This window comes from Pseudoalteromonas sp. G5_S1_54_S4 (assembly GCF_054968565.1).
Genome location: NZ_JBQKUL010000001.1, coordinates 109,383 through 136,153, shown reverse-complemented (window position 1 = coordinate 136,153; position 26,771 = coordinate 109,383). Strand labels below are relative to the sequence as shown.

At 39.9% G+C, this 26,771-nt stretch carries 24 protein-coding genes and 1 riboswitch; of the genes, 16 read left to right on the top strand and 8 right to left on the bottom strand.

Annotation, left to right across the window (positions count from 1 at the left end; all coding sequences use genetic code 11):
* Window positions 1-2 precede the first annotated feature (2 nt).
* Window positions 3-983 carry a 2-hydroxyacid dehydrogenase gene (locus ACTRWE_RS00595; RefSeq protein ID WP_013465135.1) on the top strand — a complete coding sequence of 327 codons (981 nt, stop codon included), beginning with the start codon at window positions 3-5 and terminating at the stop codon, window positions 981-983.
* Window positions 984-1,067: 84 nt separating this feature from the next.
* Here ACTRWE_RS00595 and ACTRWE_RS00590 read toward each other — a convergent pair whose 3' ends face one another.
* Window positions 1,068-2,390: a sodium-dependent transporter gene (locus ACTRWE_RS00590; RefSeq protein WP_013465136.1), complete on the bottom strand. Its 1,323-nt coding sequence runs from the start codon at window positions 2,388-2,390 to the stop codon at window positions 1,068-1,070.
* Window positions 2,391-2,556: 166 nt separating this feature from the next.
* On the opposite strand from ACTRWE_RS00590, the gene ACTRWE_RS00585 reads away from it, so the two are divergent.
* Entirely contained in the window at window positions 2,557-3,315 is a 759-nt protein-coding gene (locus tag ACTRWE_RS00585) for a 4'-phosphopantetheinyl transferase family protein (protein WP_013465137.1), read from the top strand.
* Here the strand turns inward: ACTRWE_RS00585 and lysC are convergent.
* Together lysC and nhaD are read right to left on the bottom strand one after the other, a co-directional pair.
* Window positions 3,292-4,683, bottom strand: a complete 1,392-nt coding sequence (gene lysC / locus ACTRWE_RS00580; RefSeq protein ID WP_029610010.1) for a lysine-sensitive aspartokinase 3 — start codon at window positions 4,681-4,683, stop codon at window positions 3,292-3,294. The two genes, ACTRWE_RS00585 and lysC, sit on opposite strands and share 24 nt — an antisense overlap.
* Before the next feature lie 75 nt (window positions 4,684-4,758).
* Window positions 4,759-4,931: riboswitch (Lysine riboswitch) on the bottom strand.
* A gap of 98 nt (window positions 4,932-5,029) precedes the next feature.
* Window positions 5,030-6,277, bottom strand: coding sequence for a sodium:proton antiporter NhaD (nhaD, locus tag ACTRWE_RS00575; RefSeq protein ID WP_013465139.1), 1,248 nt, complete (start codon window positions 6,275-6,277; stop codon window positions 5,030-5,032).
* Between the two features lie 196 nt (window positions 6,278-6,473).
* On the opposite strand from nhaD, the gene ACTRWE_RS00570 reads away from it, so the two are divergent.
* The 6 genes from ACTRWE_RS00570 (at window position 6,474) to ACTRWE_RS00545 (ending at window position 12,570) form a co-directional block, all read left to right on the top strand.
* Window positions 6,474-7,745 carry a hypothetical protein gene (locus ACTRWE_RS00570; RefSeq protein WP_013465140.1) on the top strand — a complete coding sequence of 424 codons (1,272 nt, stop codon included), beginning with the start codon at window positions 6,474-6,476 and terminating at the stop codon, window positions 7,743-7,745.
* Window positions 7,746-7,750: 5 nt separating this feature from the next.
* The gene (locus ACTRWE_RS00565) at window positions 7,751-8,299 is read left to right on the top strand and encodes a condensin complex protein MksE (RefSeq protein ID WP_013465141.1); all 549 of its coding nucleotides are present in this window, start codon (window positions 7,751-7,753) and stop codon (window positions 8,297-8,299) included.
* A complete protein-coding gene (locus ACTRWE_RS00560; protein ID WP_013465142.1) occupies window positions 8,296-11,088 on the top strand; it encodes an AAA family ATPase in 2,793 nt (930 codons plus the stop codon). Before ACTRWE_RS00565 ends, ACTRWE_RS00560 begins: the two co-directional genes overlap by 4 nt.
* Before the next feature lie 104 nt (window positions 11,089-11,192).
* Window positions 11,193-11,744: a DUF4136 domain-containing protein gene (locus ACTRWE_RS00555; protein ID WP_013465143.1), complete on the top strand. Its 552-nt coding sequence runs from the start codon at window positions 11,193-11,195 to the stop codon at window positions 11,742-11,744.
* Window positions 11,745-11,945: 201 nt separating this feature from the next.
* Complete coding sequence (locus tag ACTRWE_RS00550; protein WP_013465144.1) at window positions 11,946-12,275, top strand: hypothetical protein; 330 nt, start codon at window positions 11,946-11,948, stop codon at window positions 12,273-12,275.
* Window positions 12,226-12,570, top strand: a complete 345-nt coding sequence (locus ACTRWE_RS00545; protein WP_157137412.1) for a hypothetical protein — start codon at window positions 12,226-12,228, stop codon at window positions 12,568-12,570. The genes ACTRWE_RS00550 and ACTRWE_RS00545 overlap by 50 nt, the downstream gene beginning before the upstream one ends.
* Before the next feature lie 13 nt (window positions 12,571-12,583).
* Here the strand turns inward: ACTRWE_RS00545 and ACTRWE_RS00540 are convergent, their stop codons facing one another.
* On the bottom strand, window positions 12,584-13,093 hold the full coding sequence (locus tag ACTRWE_RS00540) for a peptide-methionine (S)-S-oxide reductase (RefSeq protein ID WP_013465145.1): 510 nt from the start codon (window positions 13,091-13,093) through the stop codon (window positions 12,584-12,586).
* A gap of 202 nt (window positions 13,094-13,295) precedes the next feature.
* Between ACTRWE_RS00540 and ACTRWE_RS00535 the strand changes: the two genes are divergently transcribed.
* Entirely contained in the window at window positions 13,296-15,149 is a 1,854-nt protein-coding gene (locus tag ACTRWE_RS00535; RefSeq protein ID WP_013465147.1) for a TonB-dependent receptor plug domain-containing protein, read from the top strand.
* Between the two features lie 526 nt (window positions 15,150-15,675).
* Here ACTRWE_RS00535 and ACTRWE_RS00530 read toward each other — a convergent pair.
* Complete coding sequence (locus ACTRWE_RS00530; protein WP_008109286.1) at window positions 15,676-15,939, bottom strand: YkgJ family cysteine cluster protein; 264 nt, start codon at window positions 15,937-15,939, stop codon at window positions 15,676-15,678.
* Between the two features lie 171 nt (window positions 15,940-16,110).
* Here ACTRWE_RS00530 and ACTRWE_RS00525 point away from each other — a divergent pair, with 171 nt between their 5' ends.
* The 6 genes from ACTRWE_RS00525 (at window position 16,111) to ACTRWE_RS00500 (ending at window position 23,253) form a co-directional block, all read left to right on the top strand.
* Complete coding sequence (locus tag ACTRWE_RS00525) at window positions 16,111-17,286, top strand: efflux RND transporter periplasmic adaptor subunit (protein ID WP_013465149.1); 1,176 nt, start codon at window positions 16,111-16,113, stop codon at window positions 17,284-17,286.
* Between the two features lie 3 nt (window positions 17,287-17,289).
* Window positions 17,290-20,439 carry an efflux RND transporter permease subunit gene (locus tag ACTRWE_RS00520; protein ID WP_462879299.1) on the top strand — a complete coding sequence of 1,050 codons (3,150 nt, stop codon included), beginning with the start codon at window positions 17,290-17,292 and terminating at the stop codon, window positions 20,437-20,439.
* Window positions 20,440-20,581: 142 nt separating this feature from the next.
* Window positions 20,582-20,758, top strand: a complete 177-nt coding sequence (locus ACTRWE_RS00515) for a hypothetical protein (protein WP_013465151.1) — start codon at window positions 20,582-20,584, stop codon at window positions 20,756-20,758.
* Complete coding sequence (locus tag ACTRWE_RS00510) at window positions 20,751-21,038, top strand: hypothetical protein (protein ID WP_013465152.1); 288 nt, start codon at window positions 20,751-20,753, stop codon at window positions 21,036-21,038. Before ACTRWE_RS00515 ends, ACTRWE_RS00510 begins: the two co-directional genes overlap by 8 nt.
* A gap of 276 nt (window positions 21,039-21,314) precedes the next feature.
* A complete protein-coding gene (locus ACTRWE_RS00505) occupies window positions 21,315-22,268 on the top strand; it encodes a hypothetical protein (RefSeq protein ID WP_013465153.1) in 954 nt (317 codons plus the stop codon).
* A gap of 94 nt (window positions 22,269-22,362) precedes the next feature.
* The gene (locus ACTRWE_RS00500; protein WP_013465154.1) at window positions 22,363-23,253 is read left to right on the top strand and encodes a dienelactone hydrolase family protein; all 891 of its coding nucleotides are present in this window, start codon (window positions 22,363-22,365) and stop codon (window positions 23,251-23,253) included.
* A 20-nt stretch (window positions 23,254-23,273) separates the two neighbouring features.
* Here ACTRWE_RS00500 and ACTRWE_RS00495 read toward each other — a convergent pair whose 3' ends face one another.
* Window positions 23,274-24,215 carry a LysR family transcriptional regulator gene (locus tag ACTRWE_RS00495; protein ID WP_029610011.1) on the bottom strand — a complete coding sequence of 314 codons (942 nt, stop codon included), beginning with the start codon at window positions 24,213-24,215 and terminating at the stop codon, window positions 23,274-23,276.
* Window positions 24,216-24,342: 127 nt separating this feature from the next.
* Here ACTRWE_RS00495 and ACTRWE_RS00490 point away from each other — a divergent pair, with 127 nt between their 5' ends.
* Window positions 24,343-24,999 (top strand): nitroreductase family protein, encoded by a 657-nt coding sequence (locus ACTRWE_RS00490; RefSeq protein WP_013465156.1) that lies wholly within the window; start codon window positions 24,343-24,345, stop codon window positions 24,997-24,999.
* Between the two features lie 44 nt (window positions 25,000-25,043).
* Here the strand turns inward: ACTRWE_RS00490 and ACTRWE_RS00485 are convergent, their stop codons facing one another.
* Together ACTRWE_RS00485 and greA are read right to left on the bottom strand one after the other, a co-directional pair.
* The gene (locus ACTRWE_RS00485) at window positions 25,044-26,102 is read right to left on the bottom strand and encodes a S66 family peptidase (RefSeq protein ID WP_013465157.1); all 1,059 of its coding nucleotides are present in this window, start codon (window positions 26,100-26,102) and stop codon (window positions 25,044-25,046) included.
* A 170-nt stretch (window positions 26,103-26,272) separates the two neighbouring features.
* Window positions 26,273-26,749: a transcription elongation factor GreA gene (gene greA / locus ACTRWE_RS00480; RefSeq protein WP_010388635.1), complete on the bottom strand. Its 477-nt coding sequence runs from the start codon at window positions 26,747-26,749 to the stop codon at window positions 26,273-26,275.
* Window positions 26,750-26,771: the final 22 nt, after the last annotated feature.

The window sequence follows — 26,771 nt, the reverse complement described above, 5'->3', positions numbered from 1 at the left end:
TAATGGATATTGCTTTTTTTAGTGCTCAGAAATATGAGCGACCTTTTTTTGAGCAAAGTTTAAATGGCTTTTCTAACATCACTATTACTTATTTTGAGCAAAGTTTATCGGCGCAGACGGCAATATTAGCTAAAAACTTTGACGCTGTGTGCGTATTTGTAAACGATACAGTAGATAAAGCAGTGATTGAGCAACTTGCCACATTGGGTGTTAGCGCTATTTTATTACGCTGTGCGGGGTTCAATAACGTTGACTTGCCTGTTGCCAAACAGCGTAACCTCAGCGTGTTACGCGTACCCGCTTACAGCCCTGAGGCAGTCGCGGAGCATTGTGTTGCCCTTATGCTCACCCTCAGCCGTAAAACACACAAAGCTTATAACCGCGTACGCGAAGACAACTTTGATTTAAATGGCTTACTTGGGTTTAACTTACATAACAAGACCATAGGTATTATAGGCTGCGGTAAAATAGGCTTGGCACTGTGTAACATTTTAAATGGTTTTGGCGCTAACGTTTTAGTGTGCGACCCTTTTGCAAAACCAGGCAATTACACTATTACCGATTTAAATACCCTACTTGCCCAAAGCGATATAATTTCACTGCACTGCCCGCTGAGCGAAGACACGCACCATTTAATCGATGACGCCGCATTTAATAAAATGAAAACCGGGGTCATGCTCATTAATACTTCTCGCGGTGCGCTGGTAAACAGCCAAGCATGTATTAAAGCACTTAAATCACAAAAACTGGGGTATTTAGGGCTCGATGTGTACGAACAAGAATCAGAACTGTTTTTTAAAAACCACAGTGACGAAATAAATCAAGACGATATATTCTCTCGTTTAGTGAGTTTTAGAAATGTGTTAATAACAGGGCATCAAGGCTTTTTTACTCAAGAAGCTCTAACCGAAATCGCTAATATAACATTACAAAATGCATTTGAGGTTACTCAAGGAAATAGCTTAACAAACGAAGTGCTATAGCGCGGCTAAACAAAAAGCAAAAAAGCGAACAAAATATAGTGTTCGCTTTTTTGTTATCAATAACACATGAGTTATTAACGCGTTCTAGCCAAACGCAACGTTTGCAAATACTAAGGTCATTAGCACTGGGCAGACAAAACGAATGTACTGAGCAAACCAATAATGTGCACCAGAACTTGCTTGATGAAGCTTATTACCACGCTGCCATAACCAGCCCACTGTAATAAAATAAAACAGTCCCATCAACGGAAGTTGGTATTGAGTAAATACCATAATAACCAAACCAAATAGCCAATCAAAATTAACAATAATAGTACTGGCACAAACAAATACAATGGCACTGACTGCCCATGTTGCTTTGGTTCTATCTACACTGTGGTTTTCAACCAAAAATGCCACAGGGATCTCAGTTGATGAAATAGTTGAGGTAACTGAAGCTATCGACATCAATACAAAAAATAATAAGCCAACCAATAAACCAATTTCACCCATAGTGCCAAATAGCTCAGGTAATATGGCAAATATAAGTTGCCCCTCACCAATTAATTTACCGTTATTAAATACTTCAACGCCATTGTACTGGGCAACATAAATAGCCGGAATTATTAATAAGCCCGCTAAAAACGCCACGCTGGTATCAAGTAGCGCAACACTTGCGGTTAATTTTGGTAAGTTAGCACCAGGTTTTAAATATGAGCCGTAAATCATCATACAGCCTACCCCAAGCGACAACGAAAAGAACGCCTGTCCCATTGCGGCAATAATTAAATCAGGGTCGAGTATTTTGCTAAAATCAGGCACTAAATAAGCAGCAAACCCTTCGCTTGCGCCATCTAACGTTGCAATATAAATAATAAGCCCAATAAGGAGAACAAGTAAAAGCGGCATTAAACGGCGTGACCAGGTTTCTATTCCCGACTTCACCCCTTTTAAAATAATACTGGCGGTTAAAATAAGCATAAGCGGCGTAAAAATAAAATTACGTAACATAGAGTCGCTATGTAAAAACTCACTCAAGCTATGCCAGCCAAAAAAGCTACTTATAGGCTCTATAGCGTAGGAAAGCATCCAACCGGCCACAATTGAGTAAAAACTTAACATAACGATGGCACCGGCAAGGCCAATATAGCCTGCTGCGGCTCCCACTTTAGGGGCATGATCTTGCCATGCTTGGCTTAGCGCTTTAACAGGGTTAGCTTGGGCTTTGTAACCTAAATACAGCTCGGTGTACAAAGCAGGTAACGCCAGCAAAAAAATAACGATAAAGTAAACCAGTAAAAATGCGCCGCCACCATGATTAGCAGCCTGCGTAGGAAAACCCCATATATTACCTAAACCTACCGCTGCACCGGCTGCTGCCAATACAAAACCTAGTCGACTTTGAAAACCATCACGCACTTGTGCCATACACCTACAAATCTGTTATTATTTTAACGAATGCGAATTAAACCATATTTAAGAGCCACTGAGTAATAAAAATGTACTTAGCGCTCACAACAACTAACAACCGCTCACAAACTATCCAGCTTTGGGTAATAAATATGTAATCGGTCGTCATTTATAACGAGCAATGATGAGTGTAACTTACTTTGAAAACCAGCTAAAAGCCACGCCCGCTTTAGCAAATAACAGCCATTGCATTGCGTTGCTTAACGCAACAACCCTCAATGTGGGTGAATTTGATTTACCCCACTATTTAAGCCCTTTTGAGCTCAATGTTATTAATCGGCGTAAAAATCCACAGGCTAAACAAGAATATTTAGCCACACGTTTAGTGCTTAAATACCTAGTAAAAACCGCTTGTTCTTCTTATGCATCATTAAAGCTGTGTGATATTAGTTCTGAATTTAACCCCGATAACAGTAAATTAGAATTACATATTAAAAATACAACAGGCGTGATCAGTTGCTGTATTTCTCATTCTCATGGTTTTGTAGGTGCAGCGTTAAATGTAGCATCAACTCAATTTGGCTTTGATATTGAAAAAATTAGTTTAAAGCGCCCTTTTAATAAACTCGCTAAACACTTTTACCACCCAGCCGAAGTGAGTTTAATAACCAATACAGATAACATAACAACTCAAGCACATCATTTTTTTAGGATTTGGACATTAAAAGAAGCGCTGGCTAAAGCCACCAGCCGCCCCATTGCTCAATTATTAAGCCCTAATGTGTTTAACGAACTTAATAACACTCAGCTTACAGCTTGTAGCAATACCGTGGTTGGAGCACATAACGACATGTTTGATATTAGCGTTGTGGCAAAAAAAAGCACCGACTGGCGGTGCTCAATAATAACTATTAACGATTTACGCAGCGCAATCACTTTCTAGTAATCGACTATGAATCGCTTGAACCACTGCATCAGACTCGCTTTGCTCAACTAAAAAGCACAAGTTATGTTTACTTGCACCATGGCAAATGAGTCTAATATTAAAGTCACATAATACTTTCATTAAATTCATTTCATGTTGGCGCAAAACAATTTCAGAGCCAATTAACGCTACCAGCGTTAAATTGTTTTCAACCGATACATGGCAAAATTCAGCGAGTTTATCCAAGCACTCTTGATCTAGCTCTGGGCGTGATGCATTAGGCGCATTATCAAGGGTAATTGCCACACTAATTTCAGAAGTGGTGACCAAATCTACCGAAATATTGCACTCACTTAAAATAGTAAATATACGGGCTAAAAAGCCACTGGCTAACAGCATTTCTGGGCTTTTAAGGGTTAATAATATTTGATTTTTACGTTGCGTTACCGCACGAATACCAGGTAGCTGCGATTTTTCACGTTCAATCCACGTACCGCCAAGTTCTGGCTCTGTGCTTGAGCCAACAAACACATTAATATGGCTGCGACTGGCAGGTAAAATAGTTGCCGGGTGCAATACTTTAGCGCCAAAGGTCGCCATTTCTGCTGCTTCATCAAAACTTAAACGCGCAATAGGAGTGGCTTTTACACACAAACGAGGATCGGTGCTAAAAATACCCACTACGTCAGTCCAAATATGCACACTTTTAGCGTTAATAGCCTCAGCAAGCAGTGCAGCGCTATAATCTGAGCCGCCTCGACCGAGCGTGGTCGTTAAATTGTTTGCATCGCTACCAATAAACCCTTGGGTCACAATAACGCTATCATCAAGCAGCGGAATTAAATGTGTTTGAGCGGCTTGCGCTGTGGCGGCCACATTTGGTGTTGCTTTACCAAATTGGCTATCGGTTTTAAGCACCTGGCGCACATCAAAACGAGTGGCATTTAAACCCTTTAACCTTAGTACTTGGGTAAATAAGTACGACGATAAACGCTCGCCAAAGCTAAGTAGCTCATCGAACTGCTGCTCAGTATTGAGTGTTTGTGCCGCCAACGTTTGAAATGCATCAAGCGTTTGATTAAACCCAAGGGCTAAATCCTCATCTAACGACAGGTCATTTAAAATAGCCTGCTGAATCGCAAGGACACCATCAATATGCTGTTGGCGTTTAGTGGCTTCAATACCCGCTTTGCAAAGCTCCACTAAATGATTGGTCACTCCGGCACTGGCGCTTACTGCAACAATACGTACATTTTTATCGTTTACGATAATTTCGCTACAACGGCTCATCGCCTCAAAGTTAGCAACGCTGGTGCCACCAAATTTGGCAACAATGTAATCTGATTTTGTGCACTGTGAACTTTGTGGCACTGGTTGGGTAGTCATTTCGTCTCCTTTCGCGGCATCCAAACCGCAATAAAACAAGAAGAACTTGGCAGGAAATAAAGATAAGAAAAATCTACTGCCAGAAGCTCTCCACCTAAATTGGTGACAGTTTTGAGGATTCAGCCCCATAAACCGAAAAACAATGGTAACGACCCATTATTTTCCTCGGCGAGTACTTCCCTCCTTAATGATCGCAGGCTGTCGTTGCCTCACATTAAGTACCTAAGTATCGCACCTCTTCTGAATGTATTATTAACCTGTGGCTAATAAAACAAAACCGCACTAAGAGTGCGGCTTTGAAAGTTATCGTTTAGACGTCTAGCTGTCAAGTCGTTTTACTATAAAATCAAATAAAACTACCCATTAAGTAAGAGCCCGCATAACCAAAGGTGTAACACAGTAATAAATACAGCGATAAGCGAAGGTAACTTGCAAACGTCAGCTCTTTTACCTTACTCATGGCTATAATACCGGCCGCCGAGCCAATGATTAGCATAGAGCCACCTACACCGGTTGCATACGTAAACGACAACCAATGCTGTTGACTCATTACAATGTCGGCTTTTAATAACGCTGCCGTTAGTGGCACGTTATCAACACCTGCAGATAAAATACCCATTAAGTAGTTTGCGTACTCTGGCGCCATTACCGTATACAAATTAGTAAATTGGCTCAGTACCCCAACTTCTTTTAACGCACCAACAAGCAGTAACACACCCACGAAAAACAATAAGGTGTCGTACTCTATGTCGCGTATAAAATCGATCATATCTTTGTTGATGTCTTTTTTGCGCATTAAAAATTGCGCGACTAAAAACATAATAGATAAACCCAATAAAAAAGTAAGCAGAGGCGGTACACTGTATAAAACACTCAATGTAAGCGTAGCAATAACCGTAGTGAAGAAAATAACCGCAATGGTTATGTCGGTTTTTTCAATACGTTTAAATTTAGTTTTTTTAAACTCGAGTTGCTTATTCATGCCAATTGATAACAAAGTAGCCAGTAATAATACACTTAGTAACGCAGGCACAATTAACAGTAATAAATTGCTAATTGTTACTTTACCATCAAGGAAAATCATAAGTGTGGTTACATCACCCGTGATAAGTGATACACCACCGGAGTTTACAGCAAATACAATAAGCGTGGCGTACTTAACTAACTTTTTGGCTTCAAGTTTTAATGACATAATCACTGCCAGTGATATTAGCGTGGCCGTAACGTTGTCAGAAATAGATGAAAATAAAAACGCAAAACACCCCACCAAAAACATCAGCTTTCGCTCACTAATGCTGGTTGGCATAATCCGATTCACAACATTTTCGATAAGTCCTTTAGAGTTTAAATAGGCGACAAAGGTCATTGCGGCCATTAAAAACAGCCATAAAGAAGCAATTTCTAAAATATTGTGGTCTAGGAGGGTTTGAATCGTTTCGGGGCTTTGCCCATTAAGAGGAAAAATAAAGGAGATAATCCAGCAAAGTGTACCAAAAAATAACGTCGTTTTGGCTTTGTTAACGTGGATCACATCCTCAATAACGATAAGCAAGAATGCAATCGCTATCAGCGTCAGGATAATCGAGGAAACCATGATATTAAACAACCTTCGGGGTTAAGTAAAAATTGAAACCATGTAAAAAATATACCCACAAACTCTATGTGCCTATATTCGGCGCGGATACTATCACTAAGCGGGTGTAAAAACTATTATTAAATCGTCGCAAAAACGAATACCATATAAGTTCGAGAAATATAAAATAACGAATACTAGGAAGTTGCAACGCCTTATGATCCCAGCTAAAAAGCTACTTAATACCCTAAATGAACACTGGGGTGTATTAGAGCTATTATTTAAGCGCTTTAAAATGGCCGACTTTAGTATTAAAGATCTTCAAAATGCCATTAAGCAAAAGCAACCCACGTGGAATAATGAGCGTATTTATAAAGAAACCAACCGGTTATTAAATCAAGAAATTATTATTCCGCTGGCTAAATCGTCACAACTGGAAATTAACCGCGCCATTGCCGATTTTGCCACCTTTTTACTGCAAGAAGAACATTTAGGCTTAGCACAAGAAATTAGTGTCTTGGTTGATGATTTGGCCCGTTTAGGTAATCGGCTATCTAATGCCGGTGAAATGGAAGATTTTGATGATTTACGCCGCTTTAGCCGTATTATGGATGATCGGGTGCGTAAAATAATCAAACTGTTTTTACACAACGAAAACGCCATTTTAAATATTGTTGAGCAAGCCAAATCAAATAACGCGGTGCAATCGCTGCAAAAGCGCTATAAAGCCGTGATAGAAGCATTTGATGAATATATAGAACCCATGCTAGAAATGGTGGATATTAGAGGCGACTTTCATGCCTGTTTTACTTTAATTGAGCAACAAATTAGCACCCAAATAGAACATATTGAACGTTCAGGCAAAGCGTACAACGATAAACGCATGCTTGAACAATTGCGTACCCGCATTCTAGAAATGCACCTAGTTGGCCGGATAAGCTTACGTAAAAGTGCCGATATGCTTATGCCACTGCGTGAAGAGTTGCGCCGTAATAACCTTGTTACCCGCCAAGTAGCAAAAGTATTAGGGCTAATACGTAAAAATGGGGTAGATAATATGCTCAGCGCCGTGCAGCCACATTTTGTAAGCGATGCGCAAAAGTATTCATTGGGTCAACAGCGCCATATAGTAGCCTACATGGCAAGCCTGGCTGAATTTGAGCATCATGAATATCAGCTACCAGAGCAAAACGATGTGCCTGCGTTTGTCACGCCAAACATTCCTGACTATCACGATGTAAAAGCGCAGTTTGCAAAACGCTTCAAAAAGCAGCGTAAAAAACCACAGCCTCTGCTGCAATTTTTAGACGAAAGCTACCCAGAGCTTGAAGCCGATGAAATGCTGTTTTTATATCAAAAGCTAGTGAGCGATACCACCCTACACATTAGCCAAAGCGATAAAAAAGCCCGCGTTAACATTGCAGGCCAGCACTTTTCTTTGTACCCCTTTAATTCAGAGCCTCAGGCTGATAAAGCCGAGCACGAGTAATCACCATGACACAGATAAACTTAAATGAGCTTTCTCACTTACAAGCCATTAATAAAAAATTAGTCGCGGGTTACCACATTTGCGAACAAGACACGGTAATGTGGCAAGAGCTTGACCAACAAATTGAAGCCTACAGCGCCTTATTCACAGCATTAGGCCATGATTTAAAGCACGACAGTCGTGGCTTTTATTATTTTGCTAGCGATGAAAGCACCCCCAATATGGGCAAAATATCGCGCGCGATAGCGCTCACTATTTATATTTTAATCGAACACTTTGCCAACACAGGTAAAGACCCAATGCGTGCATTATTTGATGAGCCAAACGATTTAGAGCTAATGCAAACCTTGGTACAACTTAATAAACATTTATTTGATCAGCTTGAAATATTCTCGGGTTCTGATTTACGCAAAGATGTGTATTTACGCATGGTACGTTTAGGCCTTGCCCGCGAAGTGGAAGGCGGCTTTATGCTACAGGCGCCAATTCATCGCTATATTGATGCCTTAATGGAAGTAAATGAAGAAACCTTTTTAGGAGAGGACGAGGAATGAAAAACTTATACGGACTGAGTAAACTCGCCCTACTTAATACTGCAGGCTATGCAAAGTGTGTGATCCCACTTGATAAAAGTAGCTCGATTTGTGCGCCTAACAACACAGGTAAAAGCTCAGTTATTAATGCACTGCAATTTCCGCTAATTAACGATTTACGCCTTACCGAGTGGGATGGCCACGATTTAGATGAAACCCGTAAGTTTTATTTTTCATCAGATCAATCGTACATTTTATTGCAAGCCGATTTACCCCATGGCTCAGTTGTCATTGGCGTAGCAGGCTTAGGTAAAATTGCCGGTTATGCACACCAATACTTTTGCTATCAAGGCAAACTTGATTTAGCCCAGTACACCCAAGGCAATACCATTATTAAGTTTACCAAGCTGTTTAATCACTTAAAGCAGCAAGGTTACAACCCGATAGAGCTTAAAGCGCAAGAGTTAAACGCCCTACTTACTGGCGGTGCAACGCAATTTGATGGTGAGATCAATTTAAAAATGATCCCCCTTAACAACGTTCAAGACTCTGCAATATACAAAGAAATATTTCGTCGTATTCTTAATTTACATAAATTAGGCGCAAACGACGTTAAGCGCTTTATGTTACGTGTGTTTGAACGCCACATGTCAAATTCAAAGGTCGACTTTTACGAAGTATGGCGCCGGTCGTTTGATAAAGTAAACCGCGCAAAACGTGAATTAAAAGCCCTTGAGTCAATGCAAGAGCCCATAGCCGCCCTCGAATCTATGCTTGAAAACCAAACCGTTCTTAAAGGTAAACTGGCCGCTTATGCACCAAAAATTGACCAAGCACTGATTGATTTTGATACGTATCAGGAAGAGCAACTAAGCGAGCTCAACATCGCTCTTGAAGATATTGAGCACGAAAAACACGAGTTTGAACAAAAACAAAGCTTATACGTTCAACAATCGCGCGATATAGAGCGCAAACAAACCCAAATTGAACAGTGGTTTTTAGATTACAACGCTCTTAAAAGTGAGTTTGAGCTGGTTAATAAAGCCACGCTCAAAACCAGCTTAACGCAGTTAAAAAATGACTACGAGTCGTTGTCACACTCAATAACGAGTGCACAAGGTCAAAGCCTGCACACCCTTGATTACCGCATTGGCGAAACACAAAAACAAATTAAAAGCTTAAAGTTACAACTTAAAAACTTAGAATTTAATTTATTCACTCGTATGCGTGAAGACTTATCACTGAAAGAAGTTGAAGAAATATCGCGATTATTAAACCCCGATCTTCTCTCCTTTGCTACCACCAGCAATGGCGATATCACTATTGATGATGACGATGCTTTCGGCGAATTTTTAGCGCAGCTTAGTGAAAACGTAAAAGGCGGTGTACTCACCCTGCCCGGTGCCAGTATTAAGCTTAAAAAACTCTCGCCTGTGCAAATGCAAAGCGGCGAAAACAAAGAGCAACTGAGTGCTCAATTAACCGCACTTGAGCAATCATTAAAAGAGTTTAAACAACAGCGCGAAGTGGCCGCCAATGTTGCAGATAAGCAAAAAGAAAAAGACGCGCTATACGATGAGCTTATGAGTGCTGAAAGTGCACTTAAACGCTTAGAGCAATTTGAAGTGATGCAACAATCGGTTGACGCCCAAGCAATGCTAAAAGAGCAGCTTTTAGCCGAACGCGAACAAGTTGACGACTACCTACAAGATATTCAAAAAAACAGTGGCTCAATTGCTGATAGACGCTCGTTAATTAAATCAAAACAAGCGCAAATTAATCGTCAAACAGAGCGCCTGCGCCAAGTTAAAACCGAGCGTATTGACCACACGTTAGATTTATACAGTGGTAAAGTGACACCTTACATGATTGATATAAAAATCGATTTTGATAATTTAAGCGATTTAATTCACCACTTTAACAAAGACTGCCAAGAGCTACGTAATTTCGATATAAATGTACGTAATACTTATATGCATATTTACAATGCAGGTATTACCAAATTCGATAACGAAAACGATGAGTTTAGTAAATACCAAAAACTTATTAGCGCGTTTCATAATATTGATAACGAGCGTGATGCCGTTGAGCGCCAAGGTCGCGTTGCCCTCACCGAAGTGGCCGCCACGATTAAAGGCTTACGTGAAGATTTAGACCGCCTACGCCGTGAAATGAATAGCTTTAATAAAGGCATAAGCCAGCATCGTATTTCAAACCTGCAAGCGTTTAAAATTAATATTATCCCGCGCAAAATGTTGGTAGATAGCATTGATACCATTATAAGTACCTCTAACCAAATTGAACAAGGCGATACTCTTGATTTACTTAGCCAAGAGCCGTACAGCGAAAGTGCGGTAAACGACGCAAAAGATCATTTAATTAAACTCGCCTCAGACAAAGCAGGCCTGACCCTTACCGATTTATTTGATATTCGTTTTGAAGTGGTTAACCGCGCGGGCGAAACCGAGCACTTTGAAAAAATAGATTCGGCTGGTTCAAATGGTACGCGTATCACCATTAAGCTATTATGTGGCATGTTGTTTATTCGTTACTTATTAAGCGATCAGGAACAAAACTTATACCGTATACCTATTTACATAGATGAAGCGGCTGATATCGATCCGCAAAACCAAAAAGCAATTATAGAAACCGCCCTGAGCTTTGGCTTTGTGCCAATATTTGCTTCGGTTAAACCGCAAATAAGTTGTGATTATATTGTGCCAATTCGTTCAGTAAAAAACGGCGCACAAAACTGGGTAGATGAAAAAGATTGGATTGAGGTTGAACATAAAGCCTCTCTACTGGACTAAAAATTAATTGGCTATTCATCTTAGCCAGTTACACTTATTTTTAGATTTTAAATTACCCTCGCCCATGGTAGTTTAAATAAACGCACTTTATTGGAGCAAACGTAATGAAACATATATTTATTGTCGCAGCACTGGCGCTACTTACCGCCTGTACACAAACGCCCGATTGGGATTACGATAAATCAGCAAACTTTAGTAACTACAAAACGTTTGCTTGGGTAGAAAACGCGAGCCTAACCAAAGACACGAATAACTACCAAATCAGTGGCCTTATGGAAAAACGCGTTCGCAATGCGGTAAACAACCAACTAAGCCAACAGTTAGGTATGCAATTGGTTGACGTAGCGCAAGCTGATGTACTTGTTAATTACCATGCAAGTGTTGATAAAGAGCTTGAAGTAGATACCTTTAACGTAGGCTACGGTGCACGTTGGGGTTACTGGGGCACAGGCTTTAACCACGATGTAAGCGCACGTGAATATGAAGTAGGCACGTTAGTTATCGATATTATTGATCGTGAGTCAAACCAATTAATTTGGCGTGGTGCTAAAGATGGTCGTTTAAAGAAAAAACAAACACCATCACAACGTGAAGCCGCTATTAAAGAAACGGTTGCCAATATTTTAAGCAACTTTCCGCCTAAAGCGCAGCAATAAATTTTAATTAATATTTAAAAGCCCGCATGTTCGCGGGCTTTTTTATGGCTTAAAAACTGTTTGCCTATAATGTAATAAGTTGCGCATTAACAAGGTGATAGCTCAATGCTATAGTAATCATGTTACAAGGGATAAAGCTTAATCAATAAGACGTTTAGTAAACCTAGTGTTTAAAGTTGTGAGATAAATTAAAGGATTAAAATGAAAGAAATGTGCCCAAATTGTAAAAGTAATTTTGCAGCTAAAGATATAAATAATATTAACAAAAATAGTATTTTTATTGAAAAACAATGCCCTTCTTGTCAAACATGGTTTTGTTTGAATAAAACACTCACGATTATAAAAATTATTGGTATTTTTTTATTGTTAATAACCAGCCTATTAAATATCTTCAATATTAAGAGTGAATACAGTCTAATTTTTTCAAGCGCTGGTTTTGTAGGAATATTAGTAGCAATCATTATTACTTTTTTTGGCCAAAATGAAGCAATCAAAAAAGAAACCAAAAGTAAAATATGTAGATATCAGTAATACTAGAATGCTATTGAGCCAAGTAGTATTCACTTTGTTTTCTTTTGCTTTAGGGTTATTACTTATAATAATCGCAGTAAATTCTATACAAGACGGTTATGTTCATACACCAACAGATTATCGAGTTGAATCTGAGGTTTATTTTTTCTCGACCTCTCCATTTGCTTATCTTTTTAACCTTCTTTTTTACTTAGGATGTGGGATCTTTTTTTTAGCGGTACCTTACTTAAGTAGAGATATGTTCCCTCGTAAAAAAGATAAAAAGATAAACAAAAAAAGTTCAAAGAAAAAATAAACAATAGTTTTAATTAACTCGCTTTGTACTTATATAATAACTCAAAGGGTAAATGACAGTAGTCATCTGGGTGATTAGTTAAACGGTCTTGATGCTCGGGATCGCTAGGGACATAATTAGTCAGTGGCGCTACTTGTACCGCTATTTTTTCAGCATCATCACGCTGGCTAATATAGTCTCTAGCGATGTTTAAATGATTACTGTCTTGGCTAAAAATGGCGGTGCGGTATTTTTCGCCTACATCGTTACCTTGTTTATTGATACTGTATGGGTCAATAATCTCAAAAAAATAGCCGATTAATTCATTTAAGGTCACTTCTTGGGCATCAAAGGTTACTTTCACGCATTCGGCATAGCCATCGTATTCACCTTGTGTTGTGTTACTCTTGCCGTTGGCACGCCCCGCCTCAGTAGTCACTACTCCAGGTAAATACTTCATAAATTCTTGCACGCCCCATAAGCAACCACCAGCAAAATAAAGTGTGTGCTGATTTAATGAATGACTCGATTGTTGTGTTTGCATAATAAAGTGACCAATGTAAATAATTTATAGGATGCAGAGTTACTATTTTGTAACGCTAGATTTGATTATCAAATGCAGTTTTTTATCATTAATGTACAATAGCGCCCAAAATCACCCTAGCTTAGTGAGCTTACCTTATCATGTGATAAAAAGTGATAGGTATTTAATTGTTAGCGCCATTGCATAAAATGAGAATAATGATATGAATCGTGCCCCGCACCTTATTATACCGGCCGTACTAGCCAGTATTTCAACTGTTGCTTATGCAGAGCAGAGTAAAGAAACAGCAACCATAGAACAAATAACAATTGAAGCGTCACCCACCGCCAATACATTACCTGTTGGTACATTTGATTCGCCTATTTCAAATTTAGAGTACGACCCGCGTGTTGACTTGCAATCACGCAATATGGCTGAAGCACAAGCTGATGTAACGATACGCGGTGGTATTTTTGAAAATACCGGCTTTAGAGTCGGCAGTGCAACTCTACTAGACCCGCAGTCTGGTCACTACTTTGCAGAAATTCCTATTGCACCACAAATGCTAACGGGTGCCAGCGTATTAACCGGAGCCGATAATGCACTTTATGGCATGAATAGCTCGGTAGGTACTGTGTCGTTTGCTTGGAAACCAATAACAACTGGTGGCAGTGTCTCTTTGGGCGCTGGCTCAAATGACTTTAACCTACAAACAATTCATGCAGGTGTGAGTACTCCAATTGAAGCAAACGCTAATTGGCGTATTGGTTTTGAAGGTGAATATTCGCACTCACAAAGTGATGGTTCAATTGATTTTGGCGATCATGACTTTACCCGTACTTCTGGAAGAGTGCAGTTAACTGGGAGCGATTCACAAACTGATTTATTTTACGGCTTACAAGAAAAGTTTTTTGGTTGGCCAAACCTTTATACCCCCTTTGGTGTAAATGAAACCGAAGACTTAGAAACCCAATTATGGATGCTCAACCATAAGCAAGCCTATGCTACCAACAGTGAATTTGAAGTATCGGCTTATTACCGCAAGCATAACGACCATTATGTTTATTCAAGAGAGAACCCAAGCGCGTTCCAAGCATTTCATGAAACACAAGTAAAATCATTGGCTATTTCAGGTCGTCATGCGCAAACAAAGTCAGTTGCGGTTAATTACTCGGCGCAATATATAGAAGACAGTATTGACTCCACCACCCTTGAAAATAACTTTACTTCACGTAACTACTTTAAGCTTAGTGTATTGCCTGAATACACAACAGCACTAGCAAGCAAGCAGCAACTAACCGTCCGCTTAGGTGCTGCGTTTGATAACACCAGTCGTGATGATTCTGAGCTATCGCTAATTGGTGATATTAGTTTCAATACCCAAAATAACGATGGCACTGAGCGAACATTGTATTTGTCGTATGCCGAGGCAAGCCAAGTAGCAGGCTACACCGCCATTGGTGGCAGCGAGACTGGTGGGTTGTTCAGAAGTAACGCTAATCTTGAGCGCGAAACCACTAAAAATTTAGAGCTGGGCTTATTGCTTGAGCAACAAAGCTGGCAGCTTAATTCCGCACTTTTTTATCGTAAAGATAACAACCTAACCGATTGGACATTTAGCTTTGATTCAAGCTCAGCGCGATTTGCACAGCCGGTTGATATTGACACCACAGGCCTTGAGTTTTTAGCCACTAAACAATTTAATAATACAGAAATTGTTGCCAGCTATACCTACTTACATAAAACAGAAACCTATGGCGCTGAAAATGTTGATGCTAGCTTTTATGCCTTAAATTTTCCTGATCATCGTGTAACACTCGGTGCGATTTGGAACCCGACGGATATGTTAGAGTTTCGAGTAGATAATGAGTGGCGTAAACAGCATAACAATGCGCTGCGCCGTTCAGATGACGAGGCACTATTTACTCAGCTGACGTTAAAAATAACCCCGGCTACACTGCAAAATTTCTTTATTACTTTAGCTGCGGATAATTTGTGGGATGAATCGTTTGAAGAAATCCCAGGCACGCCAGGTCGCGGTGAGCAATATACGCTAAGCGCCACGTATAGCTGGTAACAATTTAGCTCGGCGAGGGTGTATCCCACGCTGAGCGTGTTTTTTTAATTGAAATAATAAACAGACTAGCAACAAACTGACTTAAAAATTTCATACCGCAGCTCGCCCTACTTTACGTACTCTAAAAGCGCAGCGCCTCTTCGCCCTCTTTGTGCATTTATCATTAAAAACGGTATGAACAAAGAGAATTGAATGAGAAAAAACACTAGCGACAATGCTAAGTGGATACGTAATTGCACTCTCAGTACTACTTTTAGAAACACAAAGTAAGTATCTAACCTGAACTCTGGTTAAGAGATTTACTAACATATTGAATCAAAATGATATTTATGTTTATTTTCTCAAGCTAGAGATTTTTAGTGAAAACAAGGCGAAATTACGCGTCAATAGCTAGCCTATTGCAAGTAAATTCAACGCAGTTAGCGCTGAAAATAGCTGCTTGAGATGGATTTATTATCCGGAGTTCAGGTTATCAACACTTTTCAAGCGTATAAATTGTAAATATATGTGTATTTAATACAATAAATTAGGTTAATTGCTCTAATTCGGTAATTAACGTTAATGCGTGTTCATTAGTCGTCCCACATACATCTAAAGTGGCGCTAAAATCACTACACACTTTAGGGCGCGACTCATCACCAAATAGCTTACATAAATTACGCTCATCCAGCTGAATACAACGTTCTCCGGCCTTTTTACCATTTGGCATACCCGGTATTGGCGAGCTAATACTTGGTGCAATACAGCATGCTCCACAGCCTAAACGGCACGCCATTGATTGTGTTTTCATTATAACCTCAGTAATAAATTTCAATTATATTGTTGCTGCTTTGCATTTAAATAGAGCGATTTGTTCTATTTGCAACCGCATTATGCAATGACTTGTTACATCTTCAAACACACTGTAAACACTTTATTGCGTATCATTAGCCCATCAGCACAATTTATGAAGGAATGCCCTGTGGCGACTAAAAAACAAATAATACTCCCTATCGCGGTCCTTGTTGGTGGCATCGCCCTTGCAGCGGGCTTTTCAGCAATGAAAAAACCACCAGAAGAAAAACCAGAACAAGATACTCGCCCATTGGTTGCAGCACAACCTATTCACCTTGATGCAATCACTCTCGATGTTAAATCGTACGGTATTGTGCAACCTAAAGACCGCACTGAGCTGATTGCTCAGGTAAGTGGCCAAGTTATTTCTGTTGCAGGGCAATTTGTTGAAGGTGCCTTCGTAAAGCAAGGAGATATTTTAGCACGAATTGACCCAAATGATTACGAAGCTGATTTAATTGAAGCTGAGGCTGGGCTCGCCCAAGCAAGTTCAGCGCTTGAGATTGAACGTGCTCAAGCGCATGTTGCTAAAGCTGAATGGGAACGCATTAAAGCAGACTCAAGCGATATTACCGCTTCTGCGCTTTATTTACGTAAACCGCAATTAGCAGAGAAAATGGCGCGTTATCGCTCAGCACAAGCAAGTGTAAAACGTGCTAAACGTAATTTAGAACGCACTTATATTAAAGCCCCCTACGACGCGATTATTAACGCGCGTAGCATTAGTTTGGGTTCTGTTGTAAATCCAGGTAATAGCTTTGGCTCACTCAGCGCCACTTCGGTCGCTGAAGTACGTTTACCGGTTGCCGATAAAGAGCTTCAATACTTAAATAATGGCGGTATTGGTGCAACAGTGTTATTTAGTGCGCAGTTCGCGGGCAAAGAAACCACATGGCAGGCAGAAGTTGTTCGCAGTGAAGGGGTGATAGATCAAAAAAGCCGTATGAGCTACTTAGTGGCACAATTACCAACCCCATATGCTAACAAAACTCAACCATTGCGTTTTGGCTCCTATGTTAACGCTAGCATAGAAGGTCGTGCAGTTAATAACGCCATTGTTGTGCCACATCATTTAGTCAAAGAAAATAAAATTGCGATATTAAATGACGATTTAACCCTGTCGTTTAAAACTCTCAATATTATACGTGAACAAAACGGCATGGTGATCGCAGACCAAGGGCTTAATGAAGGTGAACAGCTAATTACTTCTGCCCTTGAATACCCTACCGAGGGAATGGCGGTAAAAATTGAAGACGTTGTAACAACCCCAGACGTTACTCAACTTGCATTGAAACAGGAGTAACTTATGTCTACACGTGAAAAAGGCCTAATTGCATGGTTTGCGCGCAACCCTGTTGCAGCAAATCTATTGATGATATTTATACTTATTGGTGGCATTTTAACGGCGTTTACTATTCGCAAACAAATGTTTCCACAATTTGAAAGTAACTGGATCAGTGTCTCCGCGGTATATCCTGGCGCAGCCCCGCAAGAGGTTGAGGAAGGCATTACTATAAAAGTTGAGGAGAACCTTGAGGGTATAGAGGGAATAAAGCGCCTTATCACCTACTCCAATAGAGGCTCTTCACAAGCATGGATTGAAATAGAAGAGCAGTTTGATCCGCAAGAAGTACTCGATGAAATTAAAGTACAAGTAGATTCAATTAATACGTTTCCTGCGGGTATGGAGCGCCCTATTGTTCGTCGCGATAAATACGAACAAGAAGTAATGACACTTGCCCTTTACGGTGACATGAGTAACTACCAACTTAAAGAGCTCGGAAACGATATAAAAGACGAGCTTCAGGCACTGCCTAATATTAATTTAGTTAACTTTAATGGTGGCCTTAATTACGAAATTGGTATTGAAGTAAGCCCAGACAAACTGCGTGCTTATGGATTAACGTTTAGAGATATTGCCAGTGCAGTGCAAAGCTTTTCTGCCAATATGTCAGCTGGGCAAATTCGCTCTGAAAATGGCTATATTTCAATGCGCGTTGAGAAACAAGCCTACCGTGGTAGCGAGTTTGCGAAACTACCACTGATCACCCTTGCCGATGGCGCGCAAGTATATTTAGGTGATGTTGCCACTATAAATGATGGCTTTGAAGAAGGCCTGCAATACTCAAAATACAATGGTAAAAACTCATTGTCGTTTGAAGTAAACGCCTCTAAAGATCAAGATATTACCGATGTTGCTAAAGTACTTAAAACCTATATGGCTGAAAAAGAATCGCAACTGCCTGCAGGTGTTAAGCTCTCTCCTATTGTTGATTTAACTTACTACCTCGAAGGTCGCCTCGATATGATGGTCGACAATATGATTTGGGGTGGCTTATTAGTTATGTTGGTATTAGCGCTGTTTTTACCATTACGTTTAGCTTTTTGGGTAATGATGGGTTTACCTGTGTCATTTTTAGGTGCCTTTTTGTTTATGCCAATTGGCTTTTTAGATGTCACCATTAATTTAGCCTCGTTATTTGCCTTTATACTGGTGCTTGGGATAGTGGTTGATGACGCCATTGTTGTGGGCGAATCTGCTAGTGCTGAAATAGAAAAACACGGCCATACACTCGATAACGTAGTACGCGGCGTAAAGCGCGTGGCAATGCCAGCCACATTTGGCGTACTTACCACTATTGCGGCATTTTTACCGCAAACTCTTGCCACAGGCCCTGGTGCGGCTTTTTCTAAAGCCATTGGTGGGGTGATTATTTTATGTTTAATTTTCTCACTGATTGAATCAAAACTTATTTTACCAGCACATATTGCGGCAATGAAAGACCGTAAACCAAATCCAAAAAACCCGCTTCACCGTGCACGTAAAGTAATGGATAACGGCCTAAAAAGTTTTGTTGATAACTACTACACCCCGTTTGTTGGTCGCTGCATTCATTATCGCTATACCGTAATTGTCGGTTTTATGTGTTTACTGATTGTCAGTGCGGGAATGTTTGCCGGTGGTTTAGTTAAATTTGTGCCTAATCCTAAAATACCGCACGATTTTCCACGCATTGATATAGAAATGAACTTAGCGTCTTCTGAGCAAGCAACGCTTGAGACAGCTAAAAAAGTAGAGCAGCTAATACTGAGCGTTGATAGCCAGCTCAAAGAGCAATACGGTAAACCGATGATCCGCGATTTATCAGTTAGCTTACGTGGGCGAACGCAAGCAAACATTATGGCTATTTTAGTTGAACCCGACCTGCGCCCTATTGATACCTTTGCACTGAGTGCCTTATGGCGCGAGCAAATGCCTAACTTACCGGGTGTTAAAACCCTAACCATTCAAGACAGTATTATGAACGGGGGTCGAGACGATGGCGATGTAAGCTTTAAACTCGAAGGTAAAAATGCACAAGTACTTAAAGAAGTCGCTGGTAAGCTTAAAACCAAGTTACAAAGTATGGAAGGCGTAGGCGATGTTAATGACTCAATGCAAAGCGCTACCGATGAAGTACAGCTAGATTTAAAACCACTTGCTTACAGCATGGGGCTAACCCTTGCCGATGTGGCGTCACAAGTAAGCTTTAGTTATTACGGTTTAGAAGCACAACGTATTCTTCGAGAAGGTGAAGAAATTAAAGTGATGATCCGCTACCCAGAAGATGAGCGTAACTCAATCAGCGATATCGACAGCGTACGTATTATCACCCCAACAGGCGCTGAAGTACCATTAAGTGAAGTTGCTAATATTTCATTAGTTGATGGGGTTAATCGTATTCGCCGTGAAAATTCAAAACGTACAGTAAACGTGTGGGCTGCGGTAAATACTGACCAAGTAGAGCCCTTTGCCATTGCACAACAAATTCGTGATGAGTACTTACCTTCATTACTTAAAAACTACCCAGGGGTGCAAAGTAATGTGGCTGGTCGTATTCAAGAGGAAATGGATAGCGCTGATGAGCAATTACGTGACTTTGCGCTATCGATGATCATAATTTTTGCATTATTGGCTATTCCTCTGCGCTCTTACTCGCAACCATTAATTATTATGTCGGTCATTCCATTTGGTGTGGTTGGCGCAATGTTTGGCCACATGGTACTAGGTATGACCATGAGCAGCTTATCGATGTTTGGCATTATTGCGGTAGCCGGTGTGGTGGTTAATGACTCACTCGTGATGGTAGATTTTGTAAACAAAGCGCGTGCTGAAGGCGTGGCAATAAAACAAGCGGTAATGCAAGCCGGTGCGCGTCGCTTTAGAGCCATATTACTGACTTCAATTACCACATTTATTGGGGTCATGCCGATTATTATGGAAACCAGCTTACAGGCAAAAATTGTAATACCTATGGCGGTATCGCTCGCTTTTGGTGTGCTGTTTGCAACGGTAATAACGCTTATTCTTATACCGTGTCAGTATGTTGCGCTTGAAGATGCAAAACGCCTGATCCGCAAATGGCGCGGTAAAGATGCCCTAGTCGATGGCCAACCAGCAACGACGAATCACTAAATTAAGTAAAATCCCAACCAAAAAAGCTCGGTATTATTATGCCGAGCTTTTTATTTATAGTTAAAAAATAGCATTCAACTATTTGCCAGTTTGTCTCCCTACTGGTAATTTAACTCTAAACTTTGCTCTTAAAGGATTAACCATGGGCACATTTCAGCTTATCTTATTTATCGTCTTTGCCGTATTGACTACTCTGGGTTACAAAAAGAACAACCGCAATTTAATGCTATTGGGTGCAATAACTATTTCTTTTGCATTTGTAGGATTAGAATTTTTACTTGGGTTTGATGAAGGATTATCAAGGACTAACTATGAATAAAAAAGTAATACATTGGCCAAGTATGTCACTTTATTTAATCGCCTTATTCACGTTTATCGGTGGCATTATTGACTCCACCTATTCGAGCTTCCTCATTGGCTTTGGCTTTAGTTTTATGGGCTTTGCAAGCATTCGCTTAATCCCAGCAAACTTTCTTACTCGTAAACTAACTAGCCCTGTAGCGGAAACTCTCGTTCGCAAAAGAGATATAGCAACACAAATTATCGGATTTTTATTACTCATTACTGGGTTAGCTTTATCTATGTTGTTCAACGTTTAATTGCGTGATTAAAAAGATCCTATGATGAGCATAGTAAACTGCTCGTTTTTTTACGCTGCTGGGTGCAATAACTATTTCTTTTTCATTTGCCGGATTGGGATTTTACTCGGGTTTGATGAAGGATTATCAGGGACTAATTATGAATAAAACTTACAAAGCTATATAAGTTCACATTATTCAAATTCACTTTGACTCAGATTCTATGGGTTCTTAAATATTAGGCAATTAAGGTTTTAGCTTTTTACAAAAATTGTATATATAGAAAAAGGAGTTTTAATGCGCTTTATAACACTAATCCTGTCTTTTATAGTTCTTTTGAGTGGATGCCAGAACTTTATTGCCAAACAAATAACGAAGCCTGTTAGACCAGTAATTTTTGATAAATCGGTATTGAATAGCAATGTAACGGGCCAGAAAACCCAATACTGTATAAGTAAAAAACAGTGTGTAAACTTTTTATACACCTCACCAACAATACTTTATAAAGGCAAAATAATTTCAACGGTTACACTCAATTTTAAATTAAAAAATGGCACAACAATTAAAACGTTTGAGGAAACCTTAAATCATACAAATAAACACCCTGTTAAAAAAAATCATTTAATCATTTTACTTCCAGGTTATGGTATTGATTATACAATCTATGGAGTGCAATCACGCTGGCTTGCTCATTTTACGGGAGCCGACGTTGTTGTTGCCCCTTCGCCTAACCAAAATGAACCATTTGACTTTGGTTTAGTAAATGCAAATATTGTGAGTGAATATATAAAGACGCAAAAATATGAAAATATATCTCTTGTTAGTTATTCAATGGGTGCAGTTGCGAGCAATCACATAATAGGCAAGCTGAATATTAATAAACACATACTTATTGCTCCTATGATTAATTTTAAAACTGCATTAAATACTATTGCTAGGTTAACCCACCCTATTTATAGCACGTTTTTAGGTGATGATTATTTGAACGAAGTGGCTAATAAAATAATTGAAGAAAGTGGAGTTCCGTCTTACAAGCTTAATCTATTCAATATACTTAGTGCACCTAGTTACACTAAAAAAACTTACATCTTTGCAAGTAACGCTGACAAAGTAAGTCCATATAGTGATTTATACACTCTTAATAAAAAAAATATAACTATTAACGAGGTAAAAAGTTTAAATCATCCTGAAATGGTTGCTTTAATATCAAAGCAACAAAGAGAGGCTATTCTTTTATTACTTAACGAGTAGTTTTATAACAATTACAATAATTAAAGGAAAACTGCTCGTTTTTTATGCCTTTTACGTTATGGTATTTAATAATCATAATAAATAAGGCACAACTATGACCTCCCCTCAGTCTGAACACATTCCTCAAGAAGCATTTGATTGGTATGACGAATACGCTCATGGTTTAATTGATAGACGCACGTTCATGAAAAAGCTTGGTGGCTTAGCCGCATTGGGCTTTTCAATGACGGTGCTTACAGGTGCATTATTACCTAATTACGCACAAGCCGAGCAAGTCTCATTTAACGACGATGACATAAAAGCCACTTACCAAGAATTTGATTCGCCTGATGGCCATGGTTCGGGCAAAGGCTATTTAGTGGTTCCAAAAAATACACAAGGCAAGCTACCTGTTGTATTAGTAGTACACGAGAATCGCGGCTTAAATCCGTATGTAAAAGATGTTGCAAGGCGACTGGCTAAAGCCGGCTTTATTGCCTTTGCCCCTGATGCGTTGCACCCACTGGGTGGCTACCCAGGCAACGACGATGAAGGTCGAGCCATGCAGCGCACGATGGATCGCGTTAAAATACAAAATGATTTTGTTGCCGCCGCGCATTTTTTGAAGGCGCATCCAAGTAGTAATGGTAAATTAGGTGCCGTTGGTTTTTGTTTTGGTGGCTATATTGTTAACTATTTAGCTGCCGTAGACAGTAATTTATTGACTGCGGGCGTGCCCTTTTATGGCACACCTGCAAGTGAAAGCTTACACAAAAATATAAAAGCGCCGTTAATGATTCAGTTAGCTGAGCTTGATAAACGCGTTAACGCCACATGGCCTGAGTATGAGCAGAGCTTAAAATCAAACAATGTTGATTACACTATGCACATGTACGAAGGCGCAAATCATGGTTTTCATAACGATTCAACTGGCCGCTACGATGAAAAAAATGCCGAACTTGCATGGCAGCGTACATTAGCATTTTTTAATAACCACTTAAGTTAACATTACTAAGCGTGTATTTGTTACTCGTTAATTAATACACGTTTATCAACAATTCCCTCTTTTACTAGCTGATTCAATAAGTGAGCGGTTTTTTCTCTGCACACATCGCGTAGTAGTCGTACAGCGGGAGTAATCGATTGTCTGCTTGGGCAAATAAGCCACAGCTCCCCTTGGGTGTGCTGATAGTTTGGCATCACAGTAACAACGCGTTTATTTAATAAGTCATCAGCAATATCTAACGCCGATTTAACCGCTAAACCTTTATCTGCCACACACCAGCGCCTTACTAAATCGCCATCGTTTGAGGCACGTCTGCCCTGCATTTTTACTTTGTATTTTTTTTGGCCATCGGTAAACTCCCATACATTATTGATAATATCTTGCAGCTGATAAAATAACCCGTGATGCTGCGCTAAATCATCAGGGTGCTCTGGCTCACCATATTTAGCTAAATAGGTAGGTGTAGCACAGAGTAGTCGCGGTACGTTGCAAATTTTAAACCCATATACACTGCTATCACTTGGGGAGCCATAACGCAGTGCAATATCAACCGAATCACGAAAAAAATCGATATTGCTATCGCTAATGTGCGTACGCAAGCTCACACTTGGGTACCTATCCATAATGTCATCAATCCAGGGGATCACTAGGTTGCGCCCTAAATCAGATGAAGTAGCCACCCGCAATTCTCCCTCAATAGCATCATGTTCTCCTTTGAGGTTTTGCCTTGCCGTTTCAAGTACAGCCAGCGCTTGTTCGCATTGGGGTATGTATCGCTCCCCTGCACTGGATAAACGCAAATGGCGAGTTGTTCTAATAAATAATTCGCAGCCAAGGGCTGATTCTACGCGCTTAATAGCCGCACTGGCGGTTGCTGTGCGCATATCTAACTTAGCAGCAGCTAAAGTAATACTTCGACACTCTGCTACTTTTAAAATCAGTTTTAAGTCATCAATCTGCATATTATCTATTTTTATTTGATAATGATTCAATAATTATGCTGTTTATTTTAAATAAAGCAAATTGTATTATGTTGCTCATACACTCAGTGAACACTGTTTATTAGCCCTTTTTTATTATGGAGAGACTATGACTCACCCTATTATTCGCGACCTTGAAAGCCGCCATACTGCTAAACGTTACGACGCGACAAAGCGCATTTCTCAAGACGATTTAACGGTATTGTATGATGCTATGCGTCTTTCTCCTTCGTCAATTAATTCGCAGCCTTGGAAATTTGTAGTGATTGAATCAGACGCTGCAAAAGAGCGTATGCACACTACCTTTGCTAACAAGTTTCAATTTAATCAGCCACACATTAAAGCGGCGTCGCACATTATTTTATTTGCTCATAATCCGCAATATACTCGTGAAGATTACGGACACGTAATTGATGCCGATATAAAGAATGGCAGAACTCAAAAAGAAAACCGCGAGCAAGCTTTTGGCGCCTTTGCGTTTGTTGATTTAAATACCGATGAGCAAGGTAATAATGCCGCGTGGACCAAAGCACAAACCTACATTGCTTTAGGCAATACTATGCATGCAGCAGCACGCTTAGGGATTGATACCACGCCGATGGAAGGCGTTGATGCACAGCTGATTGGTGAAGAGTTTGCAAGCGAATTAGACGGCTACATCTGTGATGTGGCACTTGCGCTGGGTTACCATGATGCAGAAGAAGACTACAATGCTAAGCTGCCAAAATCACGTTTAAGCAAAGACCAAGTAATTCAGGTTTTATAAGTCAAAGCTGCTCACTTTAAATTGTTAGTGAGCAGCTCACTTTATTAGGCTAGTTTTGTGACCACAGACGCACTAATAACTTTGCCTTGATCAACATCTGCGGTAACAGTGCATAAAGCTCCATTGATTAAATTTAAATTAGGAGGGATGTGACCAATATCGGCATCAATGATCACCGGAAATAAACACCCGCCAAAAGCGGCATTTAAGCCTTGGCGATAATCAAACCCCGGATCTTGCCCCTGTAAGGTTACATGGCGGCCAATAATCACCCCGTTTATATCATCAAACATACCGGCTAATTTGAGTGACAATAAAAACCGTGCAACCGTCGCAGGCGTGAGCTCTGCGCTTTCTAAATAAAGCACAATACCTTGCGAGGCATTATGCTTTTTAAACTCATGCAGTGCTAAAAAAGGCGAATCAAGCAACAGCCCAACCGTATCAAGACACCCACCAAACAATCGCCCTGACATTTCGATACTGCGTTTATCGGTGTAATTTAAACATTGCCACTGGGTTGGCGCGCTGTGATCAAATAATACGTTTGGGTTTTGTGCATAATCAGGCTTGCTATGTTGATGGTAAGTCGAGGGGGCTTGCTCAAACTCACTATTAGCCTCATAGCTTAGACTTTCAAAAATTTGTAAACAATACGGATCTTTTTCATCGGGGTGTAACTGAATTAAATTGGCGCTATGCAGTGTTGCCCAATTACATTTTGCTGTCAGTGCACAAGCAATCGTGCTGACATCTGAATAACCCACCAACCATTTAGGTTTGGCATTTTTAATTGCGCCAAAATCAAGTAACGGCAATATTTCCATTGCCAGCTCTCCGCCCATTGGCGGCATAATCGCATCTATTTTATCATCCAATAAAAAGTCCATTAATTGCTTGGCATGCTGCTTAGCAGTAAGTTGAGTTCGCGGCTCGTTTTGACGTAAAAACTCCCCTTCAACAACCTCATAACCTCGATGTTTTAAGCCATTAATGACGATGTCTAACCGTGGGTGATATTTTGATTTGATCCCCGCTGATAAAGAACACACGGCGATTTTAGATCCCACTTTTAAAGGTGCTGGATACAGTATATTTGCCATATTATTTCCTTATTGAAGAATAGGTTACTACCATAACAACATAGTCTACATTTACAAACAATGAATAATAATTGACCGGTATCTAAACCAAATATAAAAACCAAGCATAAAAAAACCAGTGCTTATTGCTAAGCACTGGTTTTTATAAAACGTTAAAGTGAGTTAACTAATTAAATATACTCAACCTCAATGATTTCGTACTCTACATCACCTTTTGGCGTTTTGATAATCACAGCGTCATCCGCTTGTTTACCAATTAAGCCGCGAGCAATTGGTGAATTGACAGAGATTAAATTACTTTTAATATCTGCTTCATCATCGCCAACAATCTGATATTTAACTTCAGCGTCGGTTTCAACATTAACGATGGTTACTGTAGTACCAAAAATCACTTTACCTGTATTAGGCATCTTTGTTACGTCAATCATCTGCATGTTTGAAAGTTTTGCTTCAATTTCTTGAATACGGCCTTCACAAAAACCCTGTTGCTCACGCGCAGCGTGATACTCAGCATTTTCTTTTAAGTCACCGTGTTCACGTGCATCAGCAATATCAGATACAATTTTTGGACGGGTAACAGTTTTTAATTCGTTAAGTTCATCGCGCAATAATTTTGCGCCACGAACTGTCATTGGAATTGATTGCATACTTTTCTCACTTAATCCCAAG